The following is a 23,596-nucleotide window of genomic DNA, read 5'->3' as shown; positions in this document are numbered from 1 at the left end:
TTATATAAGACAAGTATAAATTAACCTTCCTGTGTATTTGACTATGATAGGTATATAATAAAAACAACGAGCGATTTTATTAGACAGTCAGTTACTACGCAAGGGGGCTTTAAACCTGATAGCGGATGGGTAATACTTTCACCATTAGAAGCCACTATAAAAAACAAAATTGAAGCGGTAGGAACTCCGTTAAAAGATTGGGAAATTAATATAAACCGAGGTATATTAACCGGACTTAACGATGCGTTTATTATTGACCAAAAAACGAGAGATGCCTTAATAGAGGCTTCGCCTAAAAATGACGAAATTATACGTCCGATTCTTCGTGGCAGGGAGATCCATAAATATTGGATTGAAAAGAACGATCAGTATTTGCTTTTTGTGCCTTGGCATTTTCCTTTGCATAACGATAACACGATCACGGGTGTTTCCACAGTCGCTGAGGAAGCCTTTAAGAAAGATTATACCGCTGTGTATGAACATCTTTTGCAATTTAGAGATCAGCTGAAAAAACGAAATCAGGCAGAAACAGGCATCAGATATGAATGGTATGCATTACAACGGTTTGGGTCTAATTATTGGCAGAATTTTTACGAACCTAAAATTATCTACCCCGAGATAACTAAGTTTATCAACTTTTATTTAGACAGCAAAGAGAATTACTTTGTAAATAATAAATGCTTTGTGATTTCAGGCCAACACCTGGAATATTTAACCGCATTCTTTAATTCCTCTATTTTCAAATATTGTTTTATAAATAACTTCCCAGAATTGATGGGCGGCACAAGAGAATTGAGGAAAATATTTTTTGATCTAATTCCAGTTATGCCTGTTAATGATGACATCAATGAGTCGTTTAAAAATAAAGTGAACACAATTCAGGAAATGAAAGATCAGAAAATTAGCACTATAAAACAGGAAAAAGAAATTGACCAGATGCTTTTTGATTTATATAACTTGACGATAGAGGAAAGAGAAGTTATTGGATTTATTGAAATTTGAAAGCATTCATAAAAATGATTTCTTCGACGGTTAGCCCATATATTTTGTATATAAATTCGTCAATTTCAATGTTAATCTTCTGATTGTCAGATAACATGACCGTATCCATTAATTCTAAAAGACGCCTTTGATCTTCTGGCGAAATTTCTGGTATGGGTAATTTTTCAACAAACATTGGCTTATACTCAAAATATCCTCCATTTCTTGTTACTCCAAGTTGTTTTATATAAAAATCAGCAAGCTTCGAATTTAATATTGCTACCAAATAAGTTTGATCCGTAGCGATAAATGATGATGGCGCATTTATATAAAAACCAGCATCTACGATGGAAAATTGACCATTAAGAGCCAAATTTCCCCAAGCAATTTTTTGTTTTTCAAAATCTTTATAGTATGCTACATTATCTTGAATTTCAAACCATTTATATGGGCCTGGTTTCCTTCCAGTCGGCTCATTATTATTTCTTGGCCTTAAACTATCATAAAAATTGTATAAATAATTCTTGATAGCCGGGTATTGATCAATATCGATTCCTTTTCTGGTGAAGATAATCCATTTATCATCCCAATTGAATTGATATCTCTTAATATTCTTGCCCATTAAAATCGGACGTATAATTTCGTCAGCTTCCGGACAATTTTTTAGTAGTTCATCACGCTTTGCTTTATCTATAATAAATGCTTCATTGAAGCCGGTTTTAATTCCATAGTTGATTTGTATATCCCAATTTTTTAGTGGGGTACCGATTGATTCAATTTTTGACTTTATTCGTGCTTCTATTTCACTTAAAATCACCCACCCACTCTCTTTAGAAAAGCCTTTAACCGTGCTGGTGTGCTGTTTAAGATAAACGCTCATTTTTTCTAAACTACCCAAGCTTTTATCAAGTAAACAGGTCTGGGTTTCTCCACCATATGGCGCTTTTTGAGAAATGAGCATGTTGGTATCTACAGTTGCAGATTCAAACACTTGGTAGCCCCCAAAGTCAACTAATAATAATGGATTTGTTTTTTCCAAAAAGAATTTGCGAGTTGCTACTCCATAATTGGCCCTCATCCATTTATTAGATGTAATAAAACCAAAGTAATATTCCGGCTTGAGCAAACGAATGGCTTGTTCATAAAACAAACAATATATATCACCCGTCCGGGTGAACGTGCTATAATCCCCTTTTTGCAACGCATCTGCATCTTCTCCCATCTTTTGTAATTGAATATACGGAGGGTTGCCTATAATGACTTCAAAACCTTCAAAGTCACCCTTTTCATTTAATACTTCTGGGAACTCAAATCGCCATTCAAAAGCATTACGATATATTGCATTGTTCTGTATGTCACTGATTTCTTTATCAATTTTTTCCATGCTTACCATTATCTTTTGCACCTCAACCTCCATTTCCTTCTCGGAGCGCGTTTTACCGAACAAGTCGAAATTGTTTTGTGCTAATGCTAATTGCCCCCGAAGTTCAGAAAGACGTTTTCTGCGTGGGTCGCGATTACTCACAGTTTCATGAAACTGTTCTTTTATCGTTTTAATAAAGTTTTGTAAGCTCGCTTTGGCATCTTTGTTGGGTGCATCTTTATAGGCCTCAACGGCTAAACGGTAATCTTTTACGCCAAATTTTTGCTTTTTAAATACCTCTGATAGATCTTCAGTAAGTGAATATTTATTTAGTAGGGAGTTACCATGCTTAATATTAATATCTATGTTGGGCAATGTTTCTAATTGGGTATAATTCTCATCCGCTTTATAATAAGCATGTTTTAAAAGCTCGATCCACAATCGTAACTGGCAAATCTTTACAGAGTTAGAATTAATATCGACTCCAAATAAACTACCTTCAATTAATTTTCTCTTTTCATTAAATAATGTTTCTTGAATACGTTGGGTCTCAGGTGCAATTACATGACCACCAGATATCGTTGTTGAGACAGAATATTCAAAAAAAGAAGAGTTGCGATATGTGACAACCAATTCATCATTCGCTATACTTACGTCGATATCGCTTAATCGGCCCCCTTCTTTATCAGCCAATATTCCCAATTGAGCTTTTATAACAATTAATTCATTAAGGCTCGATACAAGAAAATGGCCAGATCCCACCGCCGGATCTACAATTCGGATAGATTCAACGAGCAGGTTATATTCTAAGATATCTTTACGGTTTTTTCTATCAGCCAGATAGTTCTTTAAATCGCCAATATCTTCGCATTGCCACCCATAGGCCTTATTAAATTTCTGAACTACAGCTTTGCGTATCGTTTCCTCACATAAAAACATGGTAACTGCGCCTGGAGTGTATATTGAACCGTCACGATAGCCGTTCATTTTTTCGAAAACCAGCCCCAATACAGCTGCATTAATTATGGTTTTATTTTCTTCTTGTACCTCCTCTTTGCCGATAGAGGAGAAGTCGTATGCCTCTAAAAATTCAAAAAAGTAATGCAATGTATTCATTGCTTTTAAGTTTTGATTTCGTACGCGTTTTTTTGTTAAAATAGAATTATTATATAAGTCGATATCTAAATTATCATCCAGACCATTGATCCTAAGACTAACATCCTCTAATGGTGAAATCTCAAATAGAGAACTGTTGAGATACGGTATGTGACTATATTTTTGCTGAATTGCTGGTGTACGATTATCGGGTTGCCTGGCAAGTACTTGAAAAAAAAGCTTATGTAACTCATCATAATCATTTACTGTTTGTACGTTTAAAAATCTAAACCTTGTATTACCATTATGATATTTAATTAATTGCGCCTCTAATAGTTTCAAGAAAAGGATACGGTTAACCCATGTTATGCTCAATTCCAAACCTAAATTGAACAGTTGCTCATCACTCGTTTTACCGTTTAGAAACTTACTTGGAACTTTTCGTAAAACATCATCAACTTCCAGCATATTGATGGTGTTTTCAATTAATGAGGCTGGTTGTCTCTTTTCGAGTGGTAATCGTTGAATGATTTTTCTACTACCATCCTTTACTTCTTCTAAACCGATGATATGCAACAATTCTTTGAAGAATCCGGTGTCAAGGGAGTTGCTATCATTTATAAATGGCAGCTTAAGTAGATTTACCGGCGAAAAAAATTTGTATAGTGGTATTAGTTTATTGTCGTTCTTCTCTTTATTTGCTTTTAAATATTTTAGATATTCCCTGATATCTACGTGTGTAAATATTAGTTCTTCCTGTAGTTCATGAAGGAACGGTTTTGCGATTTCATTATAAAATAATTCGGTTTTTACGCTCACCTTTTGCCCAGCCTCCCATTCTTTATATGCTTTTTGTAGTTGTGTGTTTTTAGCAAATACACGCTCAAATAAAGAGGCATCAAAGACGAACCACTCATAAATGTTGGTTATTACTAAGTGAGTAAGCGAAATATTTTTATGATTTACCCTTTCCCTTAAAAAATATAGGATAAGTTCATGCATCGCTTTGGTATTCAGGTTGTCCTTAGTAACCATATCGAGTTTGTTTGATGGCTTTTTAACCTCAAACAAAACGCCTACGTGTGATTTGGCTTCTTTTTCTAAGTGAATAACGAGATCGGCGCGTCCCTTAGTGGCAATTAAATGGTTGGGATCATAATATGTTGATTTTAGAAAATCGGCTAAATGTCCTTTTACATTTTCTTCAGTTTCTTTTTCATCGATATGCCCAAGTAACTTTGTAAAGTTGGCTTTAAAAATATCTAAGTCCTCACGGCGAGGTTTAATGAGGCGATATGCTTTATTAATACTTTCAATAAGAGAGATAAAGGATATGGTCATAGGGCTAAATTAAAGAAGCGGTTAGTAAAATAAAGCAATTATAGTAAATTAAAAGGGGGATAATAATCACGCTTGGGTGTACCACTACTTATTTTTTAAATACTCGATACAACTCTATTCAGAGATAGCAACAGTATCCTACACTGAAAATCTTCATGTAAAAATTCTTTAATAAACCTAAAATATACACTTTAAAGTTTATTTATATATTTATAGAATATCCCAGTTGCGATATAAATAAACCTTAAAGTCACACATTCTTACTTAATGCCTCGACCATTTAAATCCGATTTAATCTTAGAAGAAAAGATTTCAAACCCTACTTTAAAAGCATATTACGTGGGATTTGATCAAAACAAATTTCGATTACAGCCTTTGGTTGATGTAATTAGGAATGTAATTCCTGAATTTGCTTTAGGATATCATTGCGGAGAACATGTACATCTTACAGAAATCATTGAAAGACTGAAAGAGGCTGCTGAAACTGTCTATATGACAGACAAGTACAAGACTAGAGGGGAGTTTGGTGAACTCATTTTACATCTCCTTCTGCGCGATTTTCATAATACAATCCCTTTGGTATCAAAAATCTATTTTAAAGATTCACACAATGTACCTGCACATGGATTCGACGGTGTTCAGATTAGCATCACTGATACCGACAAAAAACTATGGTTAGGTGAATCCAAACTTTATAAGTCCGGAAGCAGCGGGATAAAAGACCTTGCGAAGGACATCACAAAACATGTCAATGCAGATTATCTACGTAGTGAATTTAGCCTGATTTCAAAAAAATTACCAAGCAATATTCCAGAAATTGAGTATTGGCGAAGCTTAATGGATAAACATCAGAGACTTGATGTGATCTTTTCCAGTATAGTCATTCCAATGGTTTGCACATATAATAGCAACTTATTTAATACCCACAATGAAAACACCTCCGAATGTTTTGCTGACTTTATATCAGAGTGGAACTCGCTAAATGATCAATTTGTCAAGCTTAAAGGGGATATAAAGATTGAAATAATTCTGATGCTTTTGCCCGTCCCCGATAAAGATATTTTAAATACAGAACTTGATACACGACTGAAATTAATGCAAAAGATATGATATTTCAATCCGCCACAGATGCTATCAGATTTATATCGGATTCACAATTTATTAGTTACGACGACAGTTTTGAGCTGTCAAAATATTGCTCTCAATTACTTCGTAATAAAGATGAAGAAAAGTATGGGCGTGATATTGTTATTAGAATACGTGATGCCTGGTCAAAATTACAGGATAATACCAAACCTATCTGGAATGATTTGACCGAAGCGGCAGGTCTCTATCCGTATTTAGACACTCAAAATTTATCATCCAGTGCATTATTGCGCTATGAATATCATAAATCCCCGTTTATAAGTGACTTTTTTTTACATGAGGAACAACAACATTTATCTGTAGAACTACAAAGTAAAAGAGCCGTTGTTGTAAGTGCTCCAACAAGTTTTGGAAAAAGTCTACTGATCGAGGAGGTCGTTGCTAGTTGTATTTATGAACAGATTGTAATTATTCAACCAACTTTAGCGCTATTGGATGAAACACGAAAAAAACTTTTGAAATATCGGGACAACTATAAAATTATTGTATCAACCAACCAAGTCCCTGACGAGCAGAAACGGAACATATTCCTATTTACCGGCGAGCGGGTAGTGGAATATGAACATTTTAGTACTGTAGATTTTTTTGTTATTGATGAGTTTTATAAGTTAAGCCTGAGTCGGGATGACGATAGAGCAATAGCGCTAAATCAGGCCTTCAACAGATTACTTAAACTTACAAACAAATTTTATTTGCTCGGGCCAATGATTCGGAATATCCCCTTATCATTTAAAGAAAAGTTTGATTTAGTTTGGTATCCTACAGAATTTTCAACGGTTTCTGTTGATGAGCGTAGTCTCGAAATTACTGGAAAAGTCAAAGCCACTGAAAAGAAGAAACAAAAGAAGGAGAGCTTGTTCAATTACTTATCGGATATAACTGATCAAACGCTAATTTACTGTTCATCACCCAATAAAGCGACGACTCTCGGGATAGAGTTTATTTCTCATTTAATGTCACACCAAGTAAACTTGGGAATTGAGAATTTAATGGACAATCAGGATATACTTGAATGGATTACGCAGAATGTTAATCCTAAATGGTCTCTCATCGATGCAATAAATTCTGGTGTTGCATTTCATCATGGGGCATTGCCGCGACATTTGGGCAGCTCAATAGTAGATGCTTTCAATTCCGGATCTATTAGATGGCTTTTCTGCACTTCAACATTAATCGAAGGCGTAAATACATCCGCAAAAAATGTAGTTCTTTTTGATAAAGAAAAGGGAACTAAGCAAATAGATTTTTTTGACTATAAAAACATAGCTGGTAGGTCAGGGCGAATGAAAAAGCATTTTATTGGAAATGTTATCCGCTTTGAAAAGCAACCCGATCAAATGGAGCTTTTCGTAGACATCCCTCTCTTCGACCAAGAAAATGCGCCGTTGGAGATCCTAGTGGCACTAGATGAAGCAGACGTCGATAAAAACGTTAAACATAGACTTGATGCGTTCAACAATCTAGATGATGATTTAAAAAATGTTCTTAAAAAAAATGCGAGTATTAATATTGATGGTCAATTAAAGATTATTAAACTGATAGAAGACGATATCAAAAGTTATCGGTTTTTATTAAACTGGTCAGCTTATCCAACTTATGATCAAATTTTGGCAGTTATAGAATTGGCGTGGAATAATCTTTTAAAACCTGGTGAAAATAAAGCTGATATCAGAAGTCCTGCCCATCTAGCTGTACTGACTATAAAATATAGTAATCTGAAGTCTGTATCTGCATTAATTAATGACATCATTAATGATTCTTACTATGTGAGTCTTTATCCAGAGGAGCAGAAGAGAATAAATACAATGGCATTTTTTATATTAAATATTACCAGGCATTGGTTCGATTACAAATTGCCTAAGTGGATTTCAGTTATTTCTGATTTACAGGAATATGTATTAAAAAAGAATAATATGCCATTCGGTAACTATAGCTTTTTTGCAAGTTCCTTAGAACACACTTTTTTACCGGCAAGTCTTGCTGCATTAATGGAATATGATATTCCAGTGTCTGCAATTAATAAATTAAGAAGGTTTCTTAATGAAAACCTAAGTCCAGAAACCCTTATTAATCAGTGCAATCGTATGACAGATGAGGCTTTGAAAAGCCGTGGCCTCATCAACTATGAAATAAAAAAAATACGTAATGCTTTCTAGTTTTTGCAGATGGTGGTAAATAGCGCTATGAATTACTGACCTCTCCTTAATCACTATGTAAGCAACCAAAAGCGCTTAGCTGGATAAAATGTCAAGGCCGGGCCAGCCGCTGAAAGCGGACAATTCGGCCCGCTCCGTATAGCCTTGACGTTTTATTCCGGCGTAGGCTACCTTTGCGGCGGATGGTGATTGAGGGGCTATGCAAAGGGCAACTGCGCTTTGTTCTTGCGGTGAGGCTGACGGCGTAAGAATGGAGTCGTTTGCCGCAACCGCTAACCGCCATGCAAGTTTTATAGTCCGACGATCGTTTTCACAAAATTGTAATCATAGCCTATCCTTTTACCCGATCTGTCTGAAAAGAAAACAACATATTTTTCATTTAGCTGACTTAAAAAGTCCCTGTCAAACTCACCAAAATGTTCGGCTAATACAGTTATCTTATTTTTATTATCCATCATCCATATCAATAATTCGTCATCCTGGATGCTGTTCATTAAAAATCCAGTATGCGTTTCTTCATCAAAAACGAATAGATGAGGTTTATGATCTACCTTAATTGCTTTACTTCCGACAATCACATTTACTGTAAGCGTAAAATATTCTTTGTGATAATTGAGATCGAATGCTAAAGTTGGCCGCTCTATGCTATACCGGCATCCCCGCATAAACATTTTCATAGGTCGCTCTCTCAAATACTTTAGCCACCATAAGTAATAGCTTTGATTATAGGGATAGTTTGACAATAATGGTAATACCTGTTGCCATAACTCAAAAACTGTTTGTTTAGCCGCTGTCCAAGTCTTCCTATTTCGGTTCTCTTCTACGCTCAAAGGCTTAACGATGCCGTATAAGGTTTTGCTGTAATCGTCTAATTGCTGTTGCAATTGATGAGCGTTATTTTTAGCAGGTAACTTATCAGGTAAAATAAATTTACTAAAGCTTACAATCTTTGAGCCGTCCTTGCTCGTTATTCCATAGAATGGCAGTAAAACTGGAAAATGACGATTTCGGAAACGACCAGTTGCAAAGCAAACCGCGTAAGCGTAAACGGTAACCTCACCCGGTTTTACGGTAAGGAATTGATCTGTGGTCTGCTCTAATATTGGCGGCTGGTCATCGGGGAATTTTAATCCGCTTCGGTAAATAGTGCCAAATTCCGGTTTACCTGAAACATTTATCCGCTGTTTACCTAATTCTATTTCAAGGAATTTTTTTGATTTACCATTGTCATAGTAACCCGGCCAATAAATTTCCTGAAAGTCAAAGCCCTCTGTAAGCCAGCACATACTATGCAATCCTATATACGCGTGATAGCAAAGTTTGTCATTGGGCATACCGCATGTACATGCGACATGCAACTCATCACGCTCAACGTGCAGGTACAAATGGTTTTCTGAACCATCATTAGGGTTCACCTTAACGTTCAGGATGCTGTTTTCAAAGCTGATTAATAGGTAATGATTACCCATATAAGCTTTTCTTCCTTTCGGCGGCTCGTAATACTCTGCAAGGTCTTCGCGTGTCAGGCGCTGGCGCGATGACTTAAAAGGTATCGCGTAAAAAAACATTTCAGACGGAATGATTACCGCCTCTTTTCTTTTTTTGGCAGGCATAGTCATTCTGTTGTGAGTTCGACTTCGGTGTTGTTGCTTTCCTTGTGACTTATCTCGGTGCGAAGATTATTTATCCAGTCAAGGCAAATATTTTCTGCCAACTCTACAAATGCAGCAACCTTTTCTAAAATATTGATTGCGTCCGCTTCGTCTATTTTAAAATCTTCCTTATATCGGGCATTGCCATAGCTGTCCCGGAGAATTTGAAATAGCCTTTCAGATTCCGGATCGCCGGGGAGAAATAAATTAGCGGGTCGTTCTGAAATAAACTTACATAAGTTCAAAAGGCGTGCAATGTTATGTAAATCAATCCTATAGCCAGTATGCACTTTTATAATTGCTATGCAAGCCTGCTCAACCGCCTGATGAAGCGAGAAAACACCGTTCTCAAAGAATTTTTCATTACGGATGCAGATAGATGCACTGTGTAAAAAGCCCGATGCCATTCTTATATGGTCGTGAAACCGCCTTTCAGCCTTTTCAAGTGTATTAACTGGGTTGAGTTTCGGCATTTCAATATCAAGGAAAGTTTCCTTGTCGTGGTACAGACTAATGCCCTTAAATGCGGTGACAAAGAAACGATTGCCTTGTGCTATGGCATTCCGGGCATTTTCAAAACTGTGAGATAAAGCGGTTACTTTAAAGCTTTTAAAGTGGTTATTAATATAGTCCTGTATTTCATGTTCTACGCGTTCTGAACCTTTTGTGATGAATAATAGAAAATGGTGCAGTTCGATGGCAACGCCGGGACTTAAATCACCGAAGGCATTGAAATCGTTTGATATATTACTTTTCCGGGCAAAACAAAAGATATGTGATAAGTTGTATTTTTCAGCTACTTTCTGTATTAGCTCATCCATTTCTTTGCCCTGTTCCTCTGTTGCATAATGGTCATCTACCAAGTCTTCAATGGGAAATTCCCGATTAAGTGCCGCTTCTAAAACCATTATGCGTTCACGCGCCTGAGCCAATAATTTTTTGTAGGCCGTTTCTATTATCGTATCGATTTCCATAGTGATACCCGCTATGGTGATACGCGACCCGTTAATGATTACATTATTCATCACGGAGCCATTGAAAAAATTAATGTTGTTCATATTGTTGAATTTTGATTACCGTTCAAATCAAAATTCAAGGCTGCGGGCTGCGTATAGAACTCAAAACCTGTGTTATTTACTCGCTAATGCGGTTTCTTTACCGTTATAATTTCTTTGTATATTTGATTTATGGAAACATCTGCTAAACCCTCAAACAATCATATAGGTAGAAAAATTGGCCGCATTCGCGAGATGCGTGGTATCAAGCAAGATACGCTTGCTACCGAATTAGGCATAAGCCAACAAGCAATATCTCGGATTGAACAGAGCGAAACTATCGAGGATGAGGTATTAGAAAAGATTGCCAAAATATTGGGTGTAACAACAGAGGCTATAAAAAATTTCACCGAAGAAGCAGTAGTTAACTATTTTAACAATACATTCCACGGTAGTAATCATGGCCCATTTTACCACTGCACGTTTAACCCGTTAGATAAACTGTTGGAATTAGTCGAGGAAAATAAAAAGCTATACGAACGCTTGGTTCAAGCAGAAAGAGAAAAAAACGATCTTTTAACAGGTAAATAAATATTTCAATCAATAATGATTATTTGAAAAATACTGTCGTTAGGTGATTAGTTGACGATTGTGATAAGGTTTAGGTTGAAAGCCAGGCGCAATGCCCGGCTTTAGTTTTTTTCAACACCATGCTTAATTGTTAATTTGGCAACTCATTTTAATTTGTGTTTTTTAAGCTTTTCTAATCGTTGCTTTGCATCCTCATTTTTTTCTTTCGCCTGCTTTGCATCCAATTCCGCATCTAATAGTTCTTTACGATGTTCAATATTTATTTCTGCCTGACTAAGTAGCGTGTCCTTATTAACCAAATATGCACTATCGACTTGATCGGCCACTCTCGGATAAAATCCCTGCACAATTTTGTACTTGTCTTTATAATCCGACCGACTACTTAACTCGAAAATCAAAACGACAATCACTCCAATCGACACGGCGGCAAACCCAATTAGAGATAATATTATCCTAACTACAAATCTTGATTTGGTATCAAACTCTATTTTATTGCGAATAGGTACTTCCTTTGGAAATGATTTTAATTGCTGGCCATATATGTCTAATTGATTTCCGTATTGCTTTAGTTGATCGTTGATTTCTGTTGTATTCATTATTTTGATCTCGGCAACAGTTTTTTCTAACTCTTTGATTTGATTGGGCATAGCTTCAAGGTTTGAAGTCTCCAATTTGCTTTGGCGCTTTTCAAGTTCAGTATACTTTCGCGATAAACTGTCCATGATCTCCTGCTGTAAATTATCTTCGTGGTTTTCCATAATTCTAAATATTTAAATTCTCATACCTCTGCTTTGTTCTTCGTCCTCGCCCTGGCCTTTCTTTTTGCGTTTACGGGGTGGTTCGGGGTCGGTAGCGATTACTGGCATCTGACCGAACAGGTCAAGAGCTGCTCCAAATACTTGCTTCGCCGTACTTTCTTGTTCTTTCCCTTGCTGGATAGCTAATACGTCCCGTAATTGCTGCGCTAACGATGGCTGCTGATCTGCTACCTGTTTTTCTTTAACTTGCTCCTGTAGCTGCTTGGTCAGGTTACCATAACTCAAACTGCGGTCAATTTCCGAGCCTTTAAAGGTGTACTTGCCTTTGCTGAAACTAACTCCCTGTATCTCCAGTGTGCCGCTTTTTAACTTATAATGCGTGATGATTCCATGTTTAGCCAATACCTGCTTTAATTCCCCCATAGTAGTTGCCTGCTTGCTCGCGGCCTTGATCTTATCGTACAATTCGTACTTGACTTTATCGGCACCTTTAAGCTGCTCCCGGTTGACTTGTTTCTTGTCGGAAGCAATGAATAATCCATCCTGTAAAGTGAGCGCCTTAGTAACCTTAATGCTTTTATACTGCTGAAAACTATCTGCAATGGTTTTGCCATCATTGTTAACCCGGTTATAAACGATGTGCAGATGCGGGTGTGCTTTATCCTGATGCCGGACAATCAAAACCTGCGTGTTATCAATTTTCATTCTTTGCAGATAGTCTTTAGCAATAGCGGTCATCAGGTCGTTTGTCAATTTGCCTTTATCATTTGCACTAAAGCTTAACGCAATGTGACCGACCGCCTGACCCAATCCGGGATTAAGTTTCCGCTGCATATTAAAATCTGCTATCATGTGCTTTACATGATCTGTCCTTATGCCATCGGCAAAAAGCAACTCCGCATCCTTTTTCAGTACATTGTATTCCACGACACCGCCAAAACTTCTGCCGGGCTTGGGTATTTTAGCGATCATCGTTGTTGAAATATTTTAATGCCTGGTCAATCTCGTTTAAAACTTCACTGCATTTTCGGGCAACGGAAAGTAGCCCGTCCCGATGGGCAAGCCGGGTCAACTGGTTTAAGTTGTTGGCAAGTCCCATCATCATGCGCATTATTTTCATATCCTCCACCGATAGCCGGGCGATAACCCTTGCGGACTTTACCGCCGCTCTTACAAAATCGCTTAAGCTCATTCCTGCATCTTTAGCGCGGCCATTGTATAGTATTCGCTCGGTAGCAGTCAGCCGGATCTTGGCGTGGGATTCACGCTTGATGCTGACTTTCGGCCTGCCGCCCTTGTGCTTCGACTTTGCCGTTTTTGTTACGGTCTTTACTGTGGTTTCCATACACTTATATCGTCCTTAAATCCTCTTTCCCTTTTTGCGACCATCGGGAGCAAAAAGCAAGTTTGCCGTCCTGCCGAAGGCATGGGCGGAGTTTTCGGGTACCGAAAACACAAACTTGCTTCTTATCGGCAAATGGGTTTGGTTAACGGCCTCCGGCCGGTATCTCCAGTTATACAGCTATACCGCAAGCGGTATGCTGCGCCGACTTTTCACCAAAGCTTCGCTTTGGCTTCGTACACGAAGCCCTACTTGCCGTTGCCCTCCAAAAGTGTTTCAATGTCCTCCCGCTTGTAATAAAGCAGGCCGCCGATCTTGGTATATCGGAGAGTGCCGTTGACCCTTAAATTCTGCAAAGTGCCGGGCGAAATATTAAGCAGCTTCCTGACCTCGTAGCTTTTTAACCACTGCTTACTTTGACCCTGACCTGGCTTTAAAAGTCCCTTGATCTCGTGTAATAAGTTCTCCAACTTTTTCAAATCCTCTTTCGTGATAAACTCGATGTTCATTTTGCCCTCCTGTTAATCTTTAGTTTTTTGTTGCATGATTTTGAGCACTTCGCTCTTTTTGAAATAAACCCGCTTATGCAGGCGTAAATAGGGTAGCCCCTTTTTCATCCAGTCCGTAAGCGTGACCAATGACACGCCCAATTCTTCGGACAGTTCTTGTTTGGACAATAGCCGTTCGTCCTGTGGCGATGTTTCGCCCATCTTAAAATGTTCCTGTAATTCTGCCCTGACTGCATCCCTGACACACCGGCTTAGGGCTTCCTGGTTGATGATTTCCATGAAGCAAATGAAAATAAAAAGGTGTCGCGGGCGTGACCACGCGGAACTGCGTGGTTAAATTGACGGCGTTTATAACAAGCTGTGATAAGCCTGTACAATGCTGAAATTCAAGCTATTGTTGCTTGTGAAAAGAGAAAACAAATACGGTTAGTTTTGAACGGTTTTCAACTCCGCTTTCGCGCGGGTTTAAGTTGAAACAACTTTAGTTCCGATGGGATTTTGGCGTATTTCGAGCCGGGGTTATTCTTATCGGCAGGGAAATAGCGGCGTATGGTTTCCAAACTGATCTCGTTATTATCCTCTCTGAAATACTTAGCAATCATCTTGCACCAAACGATTTGCGTTTGGGAAAATACCAACTCTTTGCTGCTATCCGGTAACATAGCTTCCTGCGCTTGCAGACATATATCCAAAAAGCTTAAGAGGTAACCATCTGCAATGTTAATATACTCTTGCGTCTCTAACTTCCTTGCTGCTTTTAGGTCTTCTTTTAATGTACCTATTTCGACCTGCTGTTTCCTGATCTCGTCCTGTTGGTCTGCAATGATTTCGGGCAACGTTTTTTGGGTATTCCACTGGTCGATAGAGCGCAGGTACTTTTGAAAGCTGAGTAGTTTGTCGAGTATTTCCATGTCCAGCGCATGGCTCGAATTAAAAGGGTCTTTGGTTTCTATAAATTTGATACGCCTTAAAACGATCTGCCACACGAAAGAAAAAAACTCCTGCTCACCGTTAGGCTCCTTATTTAAGAAGTAAGTCAGGTGATACAGGTAATAAGCGGCGTATTCGAGTTCGGGTAGTGTAAACAGTTTCTTTATGAATAGATTATCCTCGTAACCTTTCTTTAATCCGACAAATACACCTATATCATATTTATGTGGGTTGCGGTCGTAAGGCTTATGTGGTTTGAAGTATTTGTTAGGCATGGTTTGAGGTCAATTAATTCAATATGTGTTTTAACGCCCTTTTTTAAAATTTGGTTTTAGAAATATAATATATGCTGCATAGATAGTTATGATGGGTTATTTAAATTCATTGTGCGCGTTTCAGTCACCATGCAATTAATATTATATTTACAATCAATAACCTAATCACGAGTATGGGAAATATCACCGCGTCTCTGTTGCCGCCTCAAACATGGCAAGAATTTGAAAAACTAACTAAAGGTGTTGTAGATGTAATATGGCCTCAACATGGTTGGCATCACTATGGTAGTCAAGGACAGTCGCAATCAGGTATAGATATTTTTGGTTACGATCACAACAACAACTTTACCGGCTTCCAGTGTAAAAAAAAATCACTCACAAGTTCCAATGGCGAATTACTAAATCATAGTTTACTAACTAAGGCATTAATAGATAGTGAGATAATAGCGGCCGAGGAAATTAAAAACCCAAGTTTAGATCAATTAATTTTCGCGACTACAGCTTCACGCGATACTAAAATTCAAGATATAATCCGGGATATAAACCACCAAAGAATCAATCATGGTAAGTTTAAGGTTGATATTTGGTTTTGGGAAGATTTCCAGGCCCATATAGAACGACATGATAACTTGCTCTATTGGTATTACACGGACATTTTGGTAAATGTTCATCGTTACGATAAGAATGTACATTTTCTTTCTATGCTGAAAATGGCCTTTAGCAGACCTGCTTATGCACGTGAAATAAGGGGTGAAGAAAGTGGAGGTGATTTCATAAAGGCTATAAAAGATACGATGGAAGCAATCCAAACAGGCAAACTATATAACCGGCGGGGTGATTTGTTAGCAACATCGTTTCCTTACACATCACTAACTCAACAGGAATGGAGGATAGCAATAGGCGATATCTACAAAAAGTTAGATGAAATTCGCAAACTTTACCAAAAAGGATTGCAGAAAAAGGAAATTCGTGAGCATCAAACGTGCTTAGAAGTATTAAATAATGAACTTGCAGATCAATTTAACATTTTGAGAGTTGATTGTTTGAAAAGCTTAAATACTGTTTTATCTGCGAATAAGCTTGAATCCGTAGATAGTGAATTGTTGCACTACAGAAACCATTATTGATTTCAAATGACCACTACCGAGCAATTTTGTAGAATTTTAAGAGAAAGGTCGGCAGAGCATCTGTCTGCCGGAAGATTACTATTTGCAAATGGGTTATATGGTCAAGTTGTATCGATATTACGACAAGAACTTGATTCCATGGTCAGAGTGATATTTCTTTTAAATCAAAATCTGACTTCGCGCCAGCATTTTATCATTCAGACTTTACACAATGAAAAATGGACACTTCCCAATACCCGTACCACTATTACGGATAGACACATGGTAAATTTAGCTGACAACTTACATGGCTGGACCAATTCCGTCTATAAATTGGGTTGCGCGTTTATACATTTGTCTCCAATGGCGGATTATCGGAATGAAAATCCCTTTAATCAACTATCCCCTTTAGAGTTGAATGATATTCTGCAACATTTACATAACTATCATGGTTTTCCATTAACTAATACATTGAGTATGGGGTCTGTTAGCCCATATTTGCTTCAAATACTCGATAAAGTATTCAGTAATCTTGACTATTATATCCATTATTTAGAGGCTGGTAGAACCGGGGTAATCTGATTAAGAATTTGTTGATATAAACGACTATTCATAAGAAGATGCACATAAAGATTTTGAAAGTAATCTTTATGTGCATCTTCTTATTTCGCAAAATGAGTTACTGGTTAGCCATCCTTTTTCGCAAATTCAACATATCCTCACTAAGTTTCTGTTCAACGACTTTTGCATATACCTGTGTTGAACGAATAGTGGTGTGTCCAAGCATTTTACTAACTGATTCAATTGGCACCCCGTTACTCAAAGTTACCGTTGTTGCGAAAGTGTGCCTGGCTATGTGAAAAGTTATAGCTTTGTTGATGTTGCACAAATCGGCAATCTCTTTAAGATATGAGTTTGTCTTTTGATTGGAAATCACCGGGAACAAAGTGCCATGATTAGAAGCTTTGGGGTGATTTTTATACTTCTTTATCAATGCTTCGGCTTGTGGTAATAAAGGAACACGCACATCAGTAGCGGTTTTCTGCCTGCTCGTAATCAGCCAATCGTTTCCGTCGATGCCTTTAATAATGTTTTCAGTGGTCAGGTTCATTGTATCTATATAGGCCAAACCTGTGTAACAACTGAAAAGAAAAAGGTCTTTAACGGTTTGCAAACGCTCGATGCTAAATTTTTTCTTCTCGATGGCTGCTAATTCCTCTTTGGTAAGGTAAAACCTTTCCACCTTATCAAAATGCTGTTTGAACTTAGCAAAAGGGTCTTTGTTTAACCAATCCATCGTAACCGCCATATTTACCATTTTACAAAGGCGTTCAAGGTGTTTCATGATGCCGTTGTTATGTAATGGCTTTTGGTGGTCTTTAGGTTGATGCTTGCTTAAATAGGTCTCAAAGTCAATTATAAACTTGTAGTTCAACTCGGCGAGACTAATATCATTCCTGTGAAGTTTTTCCTTTAGAAACTTTGCAATATACTTTTGGGTGGTATAATAATTCTTCATTGTACCATCGGCAAGCTTATCTTTCATTTCTGAATTATGATACTCGCCAAGTTTTATCAAAGTCATTTCATTTTCATCGTCTCCGAGAAATAAGGCTTTAACTGCATCAACTGTTACAACTTTTTTCTGTTGCACCAGGGCATGATAGCCATCGGCTATCAATGTGCGTACCCGCTCAATATGCTCATTAAGTTTGCGGATTTCATCTTTCGTACCCCGCGCTTTACCCTTTACATCATCCCAATTTTGCGGGTTGATCTTCTTTTTCAAAGAAATTTCACAACGCCTGCCGTTAACAGAGATACGCGCAAATACTGTTGCGGGTTCGGTTTTTTGTAGCTTGGACAGCCTGATTACAAACTGAATACCAAATGTGTTACTGCTCCTCATATCAATTCATTTTAATTTTACTTGATAATCATTGACGCAGGTGATGAATTTTAGTCACAAAAAGAGGGGACAAAACCCATCAAAAGCAATCAAAATAAATGACTTAATAAATTGATTTACAATTATTTAAGTCTATTTTTGTGAGTAAATGTAAAACACTTAATTTACTCACGCAATTGCTCACATCTTCCTTGATATTGATTGGTGCTTTTTGGTGGGAATAAAAACAAAAAACCCGCAAATCAGTGTGATTTGCGGGTTTTTACTCCATTTTGACTTGGTATCAGTCGGGATGGCAGGATTCGAACCTGCGGCCTCCACATCCCAAATGTGGCGCGATACCGGGCTACGCTACATCCCGTCTCCCTGATTGGGTGTGCAAAAGTAGGATTTTAAATTAAGTTGCAAAATTTTTTTTGAAAGATTTTTTAAGCCTCCATATAATCTGCTCATTAACAAAATATTGCCTTAAATTAAATTCTTTATGGTTCCTTAAAATACTGAACAACCCTGTTATTACACCTGATTTCCCTCCAAAAAACTTAAAAAAGGATTTTATGTTGTTCTGCTATAGCTGTTCAAACCCATGAATTTATATGAACAACAGCCTTACTGGCTAATAAAAAATGGCATAGTTGCCTCCTACCCTTCTCTTCAAAAAGATTTGAAGCTGGATGTGGCCATTATTGGAGCCGGCATCAGCGCTGCTTTAACGGCCTGGCAGCTCCGCAACTCGGGTTTCAGTGTAGCCGTTTTTGATAAGCGCCACGTTGGTATGGGTAGTACCGCGGCCAGCACTGCTTTCCTGCAATATGAAATTGATACGCCTCTTACATCTTTAAAAGATCTGGTCGGCGAAGCTAATGCCTTAAAAAGCTATCAACTTTGCCGCAAAGCTATTTACGATATTGCTGATTTGTGCATATCACTTAAACCCGCTTTTGATTTTAGCCTTAAGCCAAGTTTGCAGTATGCCAGCTTCAAAACACATACGGCATCGTTAATGCAGGAATATAAGCTCCGTAAAAAACATGATTTTGATGTACATTGGCTCGAGGCTGATGAAATTGAACAGAAATTTAGGTTTAAAGCTTCCGGGGCTATTTTCTCTGCAGATGGCGGGGAAGTCGACGCATATCTGCTTACCCATGCTTTACTTACAAATTTTGGCAAAGCCGGTCATAAAGTATACAGCAACACTGATATTAAAACCATTGAGCATCATAAACAAGGTATAACGCTGCAAACCGGCAACGGTTCCGTTATCAAAGCTAAAAAGCTGGTTATTGCATGCGGTTATGAAAGCTTAAAATATATCCCTAAAAAAATAGCCGAGATCAACTCAACTTACGCACTGGTTTCCGAGCCTTTGCCCGATGTACATTTCTGGTATAAGAACAGCCTGATTTGGGAAACTGCCGTACCCTACATGTATTTCAGGGCTGTAAGCGAAAACCGAATCCTGGTTGGGGGCCGCGATGACCCTTTTCATCATCCGCATATCCAGCCTTCTGTTATTAAACGAAAGGCGGGCATGCTGCAGCAGGCTTTTCTCAAAAAAATGCCGCACATCCCATTAAAAGCTGATTTTAGCTGGGCCGGTGCTTTTGCAAACACTAAAGATGGCTTGCCTTATATTGGCAGCATCCCCGAAAGACCGGACACTTATTTTGCGCTTGGCTTTGGAGGTAATGGTATCACTTTTAGCGTAATTGCTGCTGAAATCATCCATGATCTTATCCTGGAGAAAAAGAACGAGCATGTTCAATTGTTCAGTTTTAACAGGTAGCGCGCTTTCAAATAATAAAAGCCGATATTTATGCCTGAAATGACTGATCAATTACCCAAAATATACCTTTACCGCAGGCTTGTACAGGCTAAGTTATTCATTGATAAAAATTATCATAACCCCATCGACCTGAACGATATTGCCGACGAGGCTTATTTTTCCAAATATCATTTCATCAGGTTATTTAAGAACATCTATGGTAAAACACCGCATCAATACCTCATCCAGGTTCGAGTTGAAAATGCCCGGCTGCTATTAAAAAGAGGTCTCTCCGTTGCTGATGTTTGTTATGCTGTAGGTTTTGACAGTGTTACTTCATTTTCAGCTTTATTTAAAAAGATCACCTCCTGTTCTCCGGCAAACTACCAGCAGACAGAACTTAAACGGCAGGCGGAGATGCAGCAATCGCCTCTCAAATTTATACCAGGTTGTTTTGCCCGTGAAAAAGAATGGTTGCGAAATCGCAATTTTCAATAAACCCGGTTCTTTTTTGATACCGACTTTGGGTTTATCAAAACAACACTAAAATGATAACTAAATTAAACCATGTGAGCGTATTTGTACTTGACCAGGACAGCGCTTATGATTTTTATGTAAACAAATTAGGCTTTACCGTAAATACAGATGCCGCCATGGGGCCGGGAATGCGCTGGCTTACTGTGTGTCCTCCCGGGCAACCCGAATTGGAAATATCACTCATGGCCATAACGGAGGGCATGATGTTCGACGCACAGTCGGCATATCAAATGCGCGAATTAGTACAGCGCGGCACCTTTGGGTTCGGCGTTTTTGAATGTAACGATCTTATAGCTACTTACGAGGAGTTAAAAACGAAAGGCGTTGAGTTTACTAAAGCCCCTACTAAAGAGTTTTACGGTTTTGAGGCTTTATTTAAAGATGACTCGGGTAATTGGTTTTCATTGGGCGAAAAGAAAAGTTAAACGCCTGCACATGCAATGGCGCAAAACCACCCCAATTATGGCACAAACGACAAGGTTTAAATTTTGATTTTGCATGGAGATTTGTATAAATCAATCTTCAAAACATCATGGAAAATCAAATAACCACCACCCTTCAAACCGATGCACGTATCAACTTACTGAAAGTATTTGAAGATACTGCCGGTAAGTTGTTATCAACTATTGCTTTATTTAATGACCAGCAAATTAATATTGTACCACCCCACGGCGGATGGACAGCCGGGCAGATAGCGGAGCATGTTTTTAAATCGGCTTTACAACTTGTTCCGGTACTTAACGGTGCCGACAAAGCAGCAGAAAGAAATCCGGCCGAAAAGGTAAAAATGATAAAAGACCTGTTCCTTGATTTTGAGGCCAAATTCAAATCAGCCCCAAACATATTGCCATCAGATGGACCGCACAATAAATCTGAGCTTATCGAATTATTACAAACAGCTATCATCCAGGTTAGAGAAGTAATTACCTCCAGAGATCTTTATGCCATTAGTACTGACCTGGTAGTTCCTTTCTTTGGTGAGCTTACCCGGTTAGAATGGCTCTATCTTATTTGCTATCATACTCAAAAGCACATTCACCAGTTAAAAAACGTCTGGCAGTCTTTGTGATTCATTTAATGATACCTGCATGTTCCCGGCTACCGAATTTACGACGTAAATAATGAGCCATAGCAAACCGGTTAAAGCATACATACTAAGTATAACAAGCGATAAAGTGCTCACTGAAGCGCCTTCATCGCTTTTTTGCATAAATAGTGTGAGTATAGACAAACCTACTCCGGCACCTAAAAAGTAAGCGGTAGTACCGAGGCTTGATGCCAACCCGTAGTGTTGTTTAGGAATGTTTTTTACAGCGAGTACTGATAAGGTTGTAAAACAGATGGTCATACCTAAACCGGATATAAAAGCAGCGGATAACAGCAATAAAGGGAGAGAGTAACCTGTAAATACCGCAGAAATTAAAACCAGCCCCCCGGTTAACATACAACTCATACCCAACAACCCGGTTTGTTCGGTTGTTAACCGTTTCATGATGCCGGGTAGCATAAACTTAGCTACAGCAGCTGATAAAAGGCTAAAAGGCACCAGCAACAAGCCCGACCGTGCTGCGGTGAAATGCATGTCTTTTTGCAATAATTGCGATATAATGAACAGGTACCCGGTGAAAAATGCACCTAACAAAATGAATACACCATTTGCGGTAATAACTGATGATGCTTTAAAAACTGAAAGATCTATCAGCGGATTCGCACTTCGGGTTAAACGAACATATAACAGCCTCATGCAAACAACCACGCCTATGGCACAAATTATAATAAAAGTATATTGTTGTTTGATATCTGCAAGCTCATGCACACCGTAGCTAAGCATCAGCAAACCTATCACCAATAAAATACCCGAAAACAGATCGGGAGACGACTGCTTTTGTTCGGGAGCGTCATTAGCCAGGCACAGCCAGCCTATAACAATAATAAAAACCAGTATTGGCACATTAATCAAAAATACCCAATGCCAGCCAAAGTAAGTGCTGATAATTCCGCCAATAGAAAGGCCGCTTCCAGAGCCAACTGCTGCGAATGAGCTAAAGATCCCGATAGCCTTGCTCCGCTCCCGTTCTTCGGTAAAAGTATGCGTTACGATGGAAAGTGCCGACGGCATGATCAGCGCTGCAGCCAGGCCTTGTACGGCCCTCGATAAACTAAGAAACACAAAAGTACCCGATAAGCCGGCGCCTAATGAAGTTACCAGGAATAATATTGCACCGGTAATAAAGACCTTCTTTGGTCCGGCAACATCAGACAGTTTCCCTCCTATGATCAGGAAACCGCCGTACAATAGCACATAGAGCGTTTGCAACCATTGAACCTGATCATTGCTTACCAGAAACTGCTTTTGTATTGCCGGAATGGTGAGGTTAATGATGGCGATGTCAAGCGCTTCGACAAATATGGCCATGGAGGCTATGATCAGGACATTGTTCTTTTTGAGTGTCATAATGTTTATTTTTGTCCTTTCAAAACTACATCAATAGGAATTAATAATATTATTTATTATATTTTTGGAACACAATTAAAAATTCAGGCATTTTAAAAGAACAAACATCAAATCAATATACCGTTATGGCCCCACAAACAGAACAAGAAAAAGCAGGCATTCAGCTTGATGAAAAAGATTACGAAATATTACGGTTGGTTGAACGGAATGCCAAGCTTACCGTGCGGGAAATTGCTGTTAAGATTAATCTAAGCCCTACGCCTGCACACGAACGTATTAAGCGCCTCGAAAAAGCCGGGGTTATTAAACGCTATACCGCCATTTTAGATAAGCGGATGCTGAATAAACGCATCATGGTTATTTGCATGGTAACCCTGCGCGAACATAGCCGCAAAGCAGGCGCCGATTTTATTACAGCTGTAATGGAGTTTGATGAAGTAATAGAATGCTATAACATATCTGGCGACTTTGATTTTATGCTTAAAATTGTTTCTGAAAGCATGGATAGTTACCATTCGTTTTTTGTAAATAAACTAAGCGAAGTAAAGGGCATTGGCCATTCAAAAAGCACTTTTGTAATGGATATTATCAAAGAAACAAATCATTTGCTTTAACTTACACAATAGCAGCGTTCTCCGTCCGTTTATATGTCCGGATAATTAATCGGTTCAACACCCTGTTTTATCG

General features: G+C 38.3%; 22 protein-coding genes and 1 tRNA gene. 11 read left to right on the top strand and 12 right to left on the bottom strand.

Annotated elements, in window-relative coordinates; translation table 11 throughout:
• Positions 1–54 precede the first annotated feature (54 nt).
• Positions 55–1,002 carry a TaqI-like C-terminal specificity domain-containing protein gene (locus MusilaSJ_RS27415; protein ID WP_342457035.1) on the top strand — a complete coding sequence of 316 codons (948 nt, stop codon included), beginning with the start codon at positions 55–57 and terminating at the stop codon, positions 1,000–1,002.
• On the opposite strand, the gene MusilaSJ_RS27410 is transcribed toward MusilaSJ_RS27415, so the two are convergent.
• Entirely contained in the window at positions 989–4,780 is a 3,792-nt protein-coding gene (locus MusilaSJ_RS27410; RefSeq protein WP_274987925.1) for a DUF7149 domain-containing protein, read from the bottom strand. The two genes, MusilaSJ_RS27415 and MusilaSJ_RS27410, sit on opposite strands and share 14 nt — an antisense overlap.
• Before the next feature lie 339 nt (positions 4,781–5,119).
• Between MusilaSJ_RS27410 and MusilaSJ_RS27405 the strand changes: the two genes are divergently transcribed.
• Both MusilaSJ_RS27405 and MusilaSJ_RS27400 read left to right on the top strand, forming a co-directional pair.
• The gene (locus tag MusilaSJ_RS27405) at positions 5,120–5,890 is read left to right on the top strand and encodes a HamA C-terminal domain-containing protein (RefSeq protein ID WP_274987924.1); all 771 of its coding nucleotides are present in this window, start codon (positions 5,120–5,122) and stop codon (positions 5,888–5,890) included.
• Positions 5,887–8,082: a DEAD/DEAH box helicase gene (locus MusilaSJ_RS27400; RefSeq protein ID WP_274987923.1), complete on the top strand. Its 2,196-nt coding sequence runs from the start codon at positions 5,887–5,889 to the stop codon at positions 8,080–8,082. Before MusilaSJ_RS27405 ends, MusilaSJ_RS27400 begins: the two co-directional genes overlap by 4 nt.
• Positions 8,083–8,372: 290 nt before the next feature.
• Here MusilaSJ_RS27400 and MusilaSJ_RS27395 read toward each other — a convergent pair whose 3' ends face one another.
• Together MusilaSJ_RS27395 and MusilaSJ_RS27390 are read right to left on the bottom strand one after the other, a co-directional pair.
• The gene (locus tag MusilaSJ_RS27395) at positions 8,373–9,695 is read right to left on the bottom strand and encodes a hypothetical protein (protein ID WP_274987922.1); all 1,323 of its coding nucleotides are present in this window, start codon (positions 9,693–9,695) and stop codon (positions 8,373–8,375) included.
• A gap of 2 nt (positions 9,696–9,697) precedes the next feature.
• Complete coding sequence (locus MusilaSJ_RS27390) at positions 9,698–10,792, bottom strand: HEPN domain-containing protein (RefSeq protein ID WP_274987921.1); 1,095 nt, start codon at positions 10,790–10,792, stop codon at positions 9,698–9,700.
• Positions 10,793–10,921: 129 nt separating this feature from the next.
• Between MusilaSJ_RS27390 and MusilaSJ_RS27385 the strand changes: the two genes are divergently transcribed.
• Positions 10,922–11,320: a type II toxin-antitoxin system RelB family anti-toxin gene (locus MusilaSJ_RS27385; RefSeq protein ID WP_274987920.1), complete on the top strand. Its 399-nt coding sequence runs from the start codon at positions 10,922–10,924 to the stop codon at positions 11,318–11,320.
• A 143-nt stretch (positions 11,321–11,463) separates the two neighbouring features.
• Here the strand turns inward: MusilaSJ_RS27385 and MusilaSJ_RS27380 are convergent, their stop codons facing one another.
• From MusilaSJ_RS27380 to MusilaSJ_RS27355, 6 genes are all read right to left on the bottom strand, one after another.
• On the bottom strand, positions 11,464–12,078 hold the full coding sequence (locus MusilaSJ_RS27380) for a hypothetical protein (protein WP_274987919.1): 615 nt from the start codon (positions 12,076–12,078) through the stop codon (positions 11,464–11,466).
• Between the two features lie 12 nt (positions 12,079–12,090).
• The gene (locus MusilaSJ_RS27375) at positions 12,091–13,050 is read right to left on the bottom strand and encodes a relaxase/mobilization nuclease domain-containing protein (RefSeq protein WP_274987918.1); all 960 of its coding nucleotides are present in this window, start codon (positions 13,048–13,050) and stop codon (positions 12,091–12,093) included.
• Entirely contained in the window at positions 13,040–13,423 is a 384-nt protein-coding gene (locus MusilaSJ_RS27370; RefSeq protein ID WP_274987917.1) for a plasmid mobilization protein, read from the bottom strand. Before MusilaSJ_RS27370 ends, MusilaSJ_RS27375 begins: the two co-directional genes overlap by 11 nt.
• Before the next feature lie 245 nt (positions 13,424–13,668).
• Positions 13,669–13,929 carry a helix-turn-helix domain-containing protein gene (locus MusilaSJ_RS27365; RefSeq protein WP_274987916.1) on the bottom strand — a complete coding sequence of 87 codons (261 nt, stop codon included), beginning with the start codon at positions 13,927–13,929 and terminating at the stop codon, positions 13,669–13,671.
• A gap of 12 nt (positions 13,930–13,941) precedes the next feature.
• Positions 13,942–14,208, bottom strand: coding sequence for a helix-turn-helix transcriptional regulator (locus MusilaSJ_RS27360; RefSeq protein ID WP_274987915.1), 267 nt, complete (start codon positions 14,206–14,208; stop codon positions 13,942–13,944).
• Between the two features lie 164 nt (positions 14,209–14,372).
• Positions 14,373–15,134, bottom strand: coding sequence for a hypothetical protein (locus MusilaSJ_RS27355; protein ID WP_274987914.1), 762 nt, complete (start codon positions 15,132–15,134; stop codon positions 14,373–14,375).
• Between the two features lie 173 nt (positions 15,135–15,307).
• On the opposite strand from MusilaSJ_RS27355, the gene MusilaSJ_RS27350 reads away from it, so the two are divergent.
• Positions 15,308–16,261 (top strand): hypothetical protein, encoded by a 954-nt coding sequence (locus tag MusilaSJ_RS27350; RefSeq protein ID WP_274987913.1) that lies wholly within the window; start codon positions 15,308–15,310, stop codon positions 16,259–16,261.
• 6 nt (positions 16,262–16,267) lie between these two features.
• Positions 16,268–16,822 carry a hypothetical protein gene (locus MusilaSJ_RS27345; RefSeq protein ID WP_274987912.1) on the top strand — a complete coding sequence of 185 codons (555 nt, stop codon included), beginning with the start codon at positions 16,268–16,270 and terminating at the stop codon, positions 16,820–16,822.
• Positions 16,823–16,919: 97 nt separating this feature from the next.
• Here MusilaSJ_RS27345 and MusilaSJ_RS27340 read toward each other — a convergent pair whose 3' ends face one another.
• Together MusilaSJ_RS27340 and MusilaSJ_RS27335 are read right to left on the bottom strand one after the other, a co-directional pair.
• Complete coding sequence (locus MusilaSJ_RS27340) at positions 16,920–18,149, bottom strand: site-specific integrase (protein WP_274987911.1); 1,230 nt, start codon at positions 18,147–18,149, stop codon at positions 16,920–16,922.
• Positions 18,150–18,436: 287 nt separating this feature from the next.
• Positions 18,437–18,510, bottom strand: a tRNA-Pro gene (locus MusilaSJ_RS27335).
• 225 nt (positions 18,511–18,735) lie between these two features.
• On the opposite strand from MusilaSJ_RS27335, the gene MusilaSJ_RS27330 reads away from it, so the two are divergent.
• From MusilaSJ_RS27330 to MusilaSJ_RS27315, 4 genes are all read left to right on the top strand, one after another.
• Positions 18,736–19,938, top strand: coding sequence for an NAD(P)/FAD-dependent oxidoreductase (locus MusilaSJ_RS27330; RefSeq protein WP_274987910.1), 1,203 nt, complete (start codon positions 18,736–18,738; stop codon positions 19,936–19,938).
• A gap of 39 nt (positions 19,939–19,977) precedes the next feature.
• Complete coding sequence (locus tag MusilaSJ_RS27325; RefSeq protein ID WP_274987909.1) at positions 19,978–20,415, top strand: helix-turn-helix domain-containing protein; 438 nt, start codon at positions 19,978–19,980, stop codon at positions 20,413–20,415.
• A gap of 50 nt (positions 20,416–20,465) precedes the next feature.
• Entirely contained in the window at positions 20,466–20,879 is a 414-nt protein-coding gene (locus MusilaSJ_RS27320) for a VOC family protein (protein ID WP_274987908.1), read from the top strand.
• 107 nt (positions 20,880–20,986) lie between these two features.
• Positions 20,987–21,523: a DinB family protein gene (locus tag MusilaSJ_RS27315; protein WP_274987907.1), complete on the top strand. Its 537-nt coding sequence runs from the start codon at positions 20,987–20,989 to the stop codon at positions 21,521–21,523.
• Here the strand turns inward: MusilaSJ_RS27315 and MusilaSJ_RS27310 are convergent.
• Positions 21,497–22,909: an MFS transporter gene (locus MusilaSJ_RS27310; RefSeq protein ID WP_274987906.1), complete on the bottom strand. Its 1,413-nt coding sequence runs from the start codon at positions 22,907–22,909 to the stop codon at positions 21,497–21,499. The genes MusilaSJ_RS27315 and MusilaSJ_RS27310 overlap by 27 nt on opposite strands.
• A 125-nt stretch (positions 22,910–23,034) precedes the next feature.
• Between MusilaSJ_RS27310 and MusilaSJ_RS27305 the strand changes: the two genes are divergently transcribed.
• Positions 23,035–23,523: an Lrp/AsnC family transcriptional regulator gene (locus MusilaSJ_RS27305; RefSeq protein WP_274987905.1), complete on the top strand. Its 489-nt coding sequence runs from the start codon at positions 23,035–23,037 to the stop codon at positions 23,521–23,523.
• The last annotated feature ends 73 nt before the right edge of the window (positions 23,524–23,596 follow it).

Source organism: Mucilaginibacter sp. SJ (assembly GCF_028993635.1).
Classification (GTDB): Bacteria; Bacteroidota; Bacteroidia; order Sphingobacteriales; family Sphingobacteriaceae; genus Mucilaginibacter.
The sequence above is the reverse complement of the archived record's forward strand: the minus strand, read 5'-3'. Positions and strand labels throughout refer to the sequence as shown.

Coding starts and splice junctions, on each gene's coding strand:
- MusilaSJ_RS27360 (WP_274987915.1), bottom strand. CDS start 14,208: ATGGAAATCATCAACCAGGAAGCCCTAAGCCGGTGTGTCAGGGATGCA.
- MusilaSJ_RS27395 (WP_274987922.1), bottom strand. CDS start 9,695: ATGCCTGCCAAAAAAAGAAAAGAGGCGGTAATCATTCCGTCTGAAATG.
- MusilaSJ_RS27370 (WP_274987917.1), bottom strand. CDS start 13,423: ATGGAAACCACAGTAAAGACCGTAACAAAAACGGCAAAGTCGAAGCAC.
- MusilaSJ_RS27355 (WP_274987914.1), bottom strand. CDS start 15,134: ATGCCTAACAAATACTTCAAACCACATAAGCCTTACGACCGCAACCCA.
- MusilaSJ_RS27400 (WP_274987923.1), top strand. CDS start 5,887: ATGATATTTCAATCCGCCACAGATGCTATCAGATTTATATCGGATTCA.
- MusilaSJ_RS27305 (WP_274987905.1), top strand. CDS start 23,035: ATGGCCCCACAAACAGAACAAGAAAAAGCAGGCATTCAGCTTGATGAA.
- MusilaSJ_RS27330 (WP_274987910.1), top strand. CDS start 18,736: ATGAATTTATATGAACAACAGCCTTACTGGCTAATAAAAAATGGCATA.
- MusilaSJ_RS27315 (WP_274987907.1), top strand. CDS start 20,987: ATGGAAAATCAAATAACCACCACCCTTCAAACCGATGCACGTATCAAC.
- MusilaSJ_RS27385 (WP_274987920.1), top strand. CDS start 10,922: ATGGAAACATCTGCTAAACCCTCAAACAATCATATAGGTAGAAAAATT.
- MusilaSJ_RS27350 (WP_274987913.1), top strand. CDS start 15,308: ATGGGAAATATCACCGCGTCTCTGTTGCCGCCTCAAACATGGCAAGAA.
- MusilaSJ_RS27340 (WP_274987911.1), bottom strand. CDS start 18,149: ATGAGGAGCAGTAACACATTTGGTATTCAGTTTGTAATCAGGCTGTCC.
- MusilaSJ_RS27325 (WP_274987909.1), top strand. CDS start 19,978: ATGACTGATCAATTACCCAAAATATACCTTTACCGCAGGCTTGTACAG.
- MusilaSJ_RS27380 (WP_274987919.1), bottom strand. CDS start 12,078: ATGGAAAACCACGAAGATAATTTACAGCAGGAGATCATGGACAGTTTA.
- MusilaSJ_RS27310 (WP_274987906.1), bottom strand. CDS start 22,909: ATGACACTCAAAAAGAACAATGTCCTGATCATAGCCTCCATGGCCATA.
- MusilaSJ_RS27410 (WP_274987925.1), bottom strand. CDS start 4,780: ATGACCATATCCTTTATCTCTCTTATTGAAAGTATTAATAAAGCATAT.
- MusilaSJ_RS27365 (WP_274987916.1), bottom strand. CDS start 13,929: ATGAACATCGAGTTTATCACGAAAGAGGATTTGAAAAAGTTGGAGAAC.
- MusilaSJ_RS27345 (WP_274987912.1), top strand. CDS start 16,268: ATGACCACTACCGAGCAATTTTGTAGAATTTTAAGAGAAAGGTCGGCA.
- MusilaSJ_RS27375 (WP_274987918.1), bottom strand. CDS start 13,050: ATGATCGCTAAAATACCCAAGCCCGGCAGAAGTTTTGGCGGTGTCGTG.
- MusilaSJ_RS27390 (WP_274987921.1), bottom strand. CDS start 10,792: ATGAACAACATTAATTTTTTCAATGGCTCCGTGATGAATAATGTAATC.
- MusilaSJ_RS27320 (WP_274987908.1), top strand. CDS start 20,466: ATGATAACTAAATTAAACCATGTGAGCGTATTTGTACTTGACCAGGAC.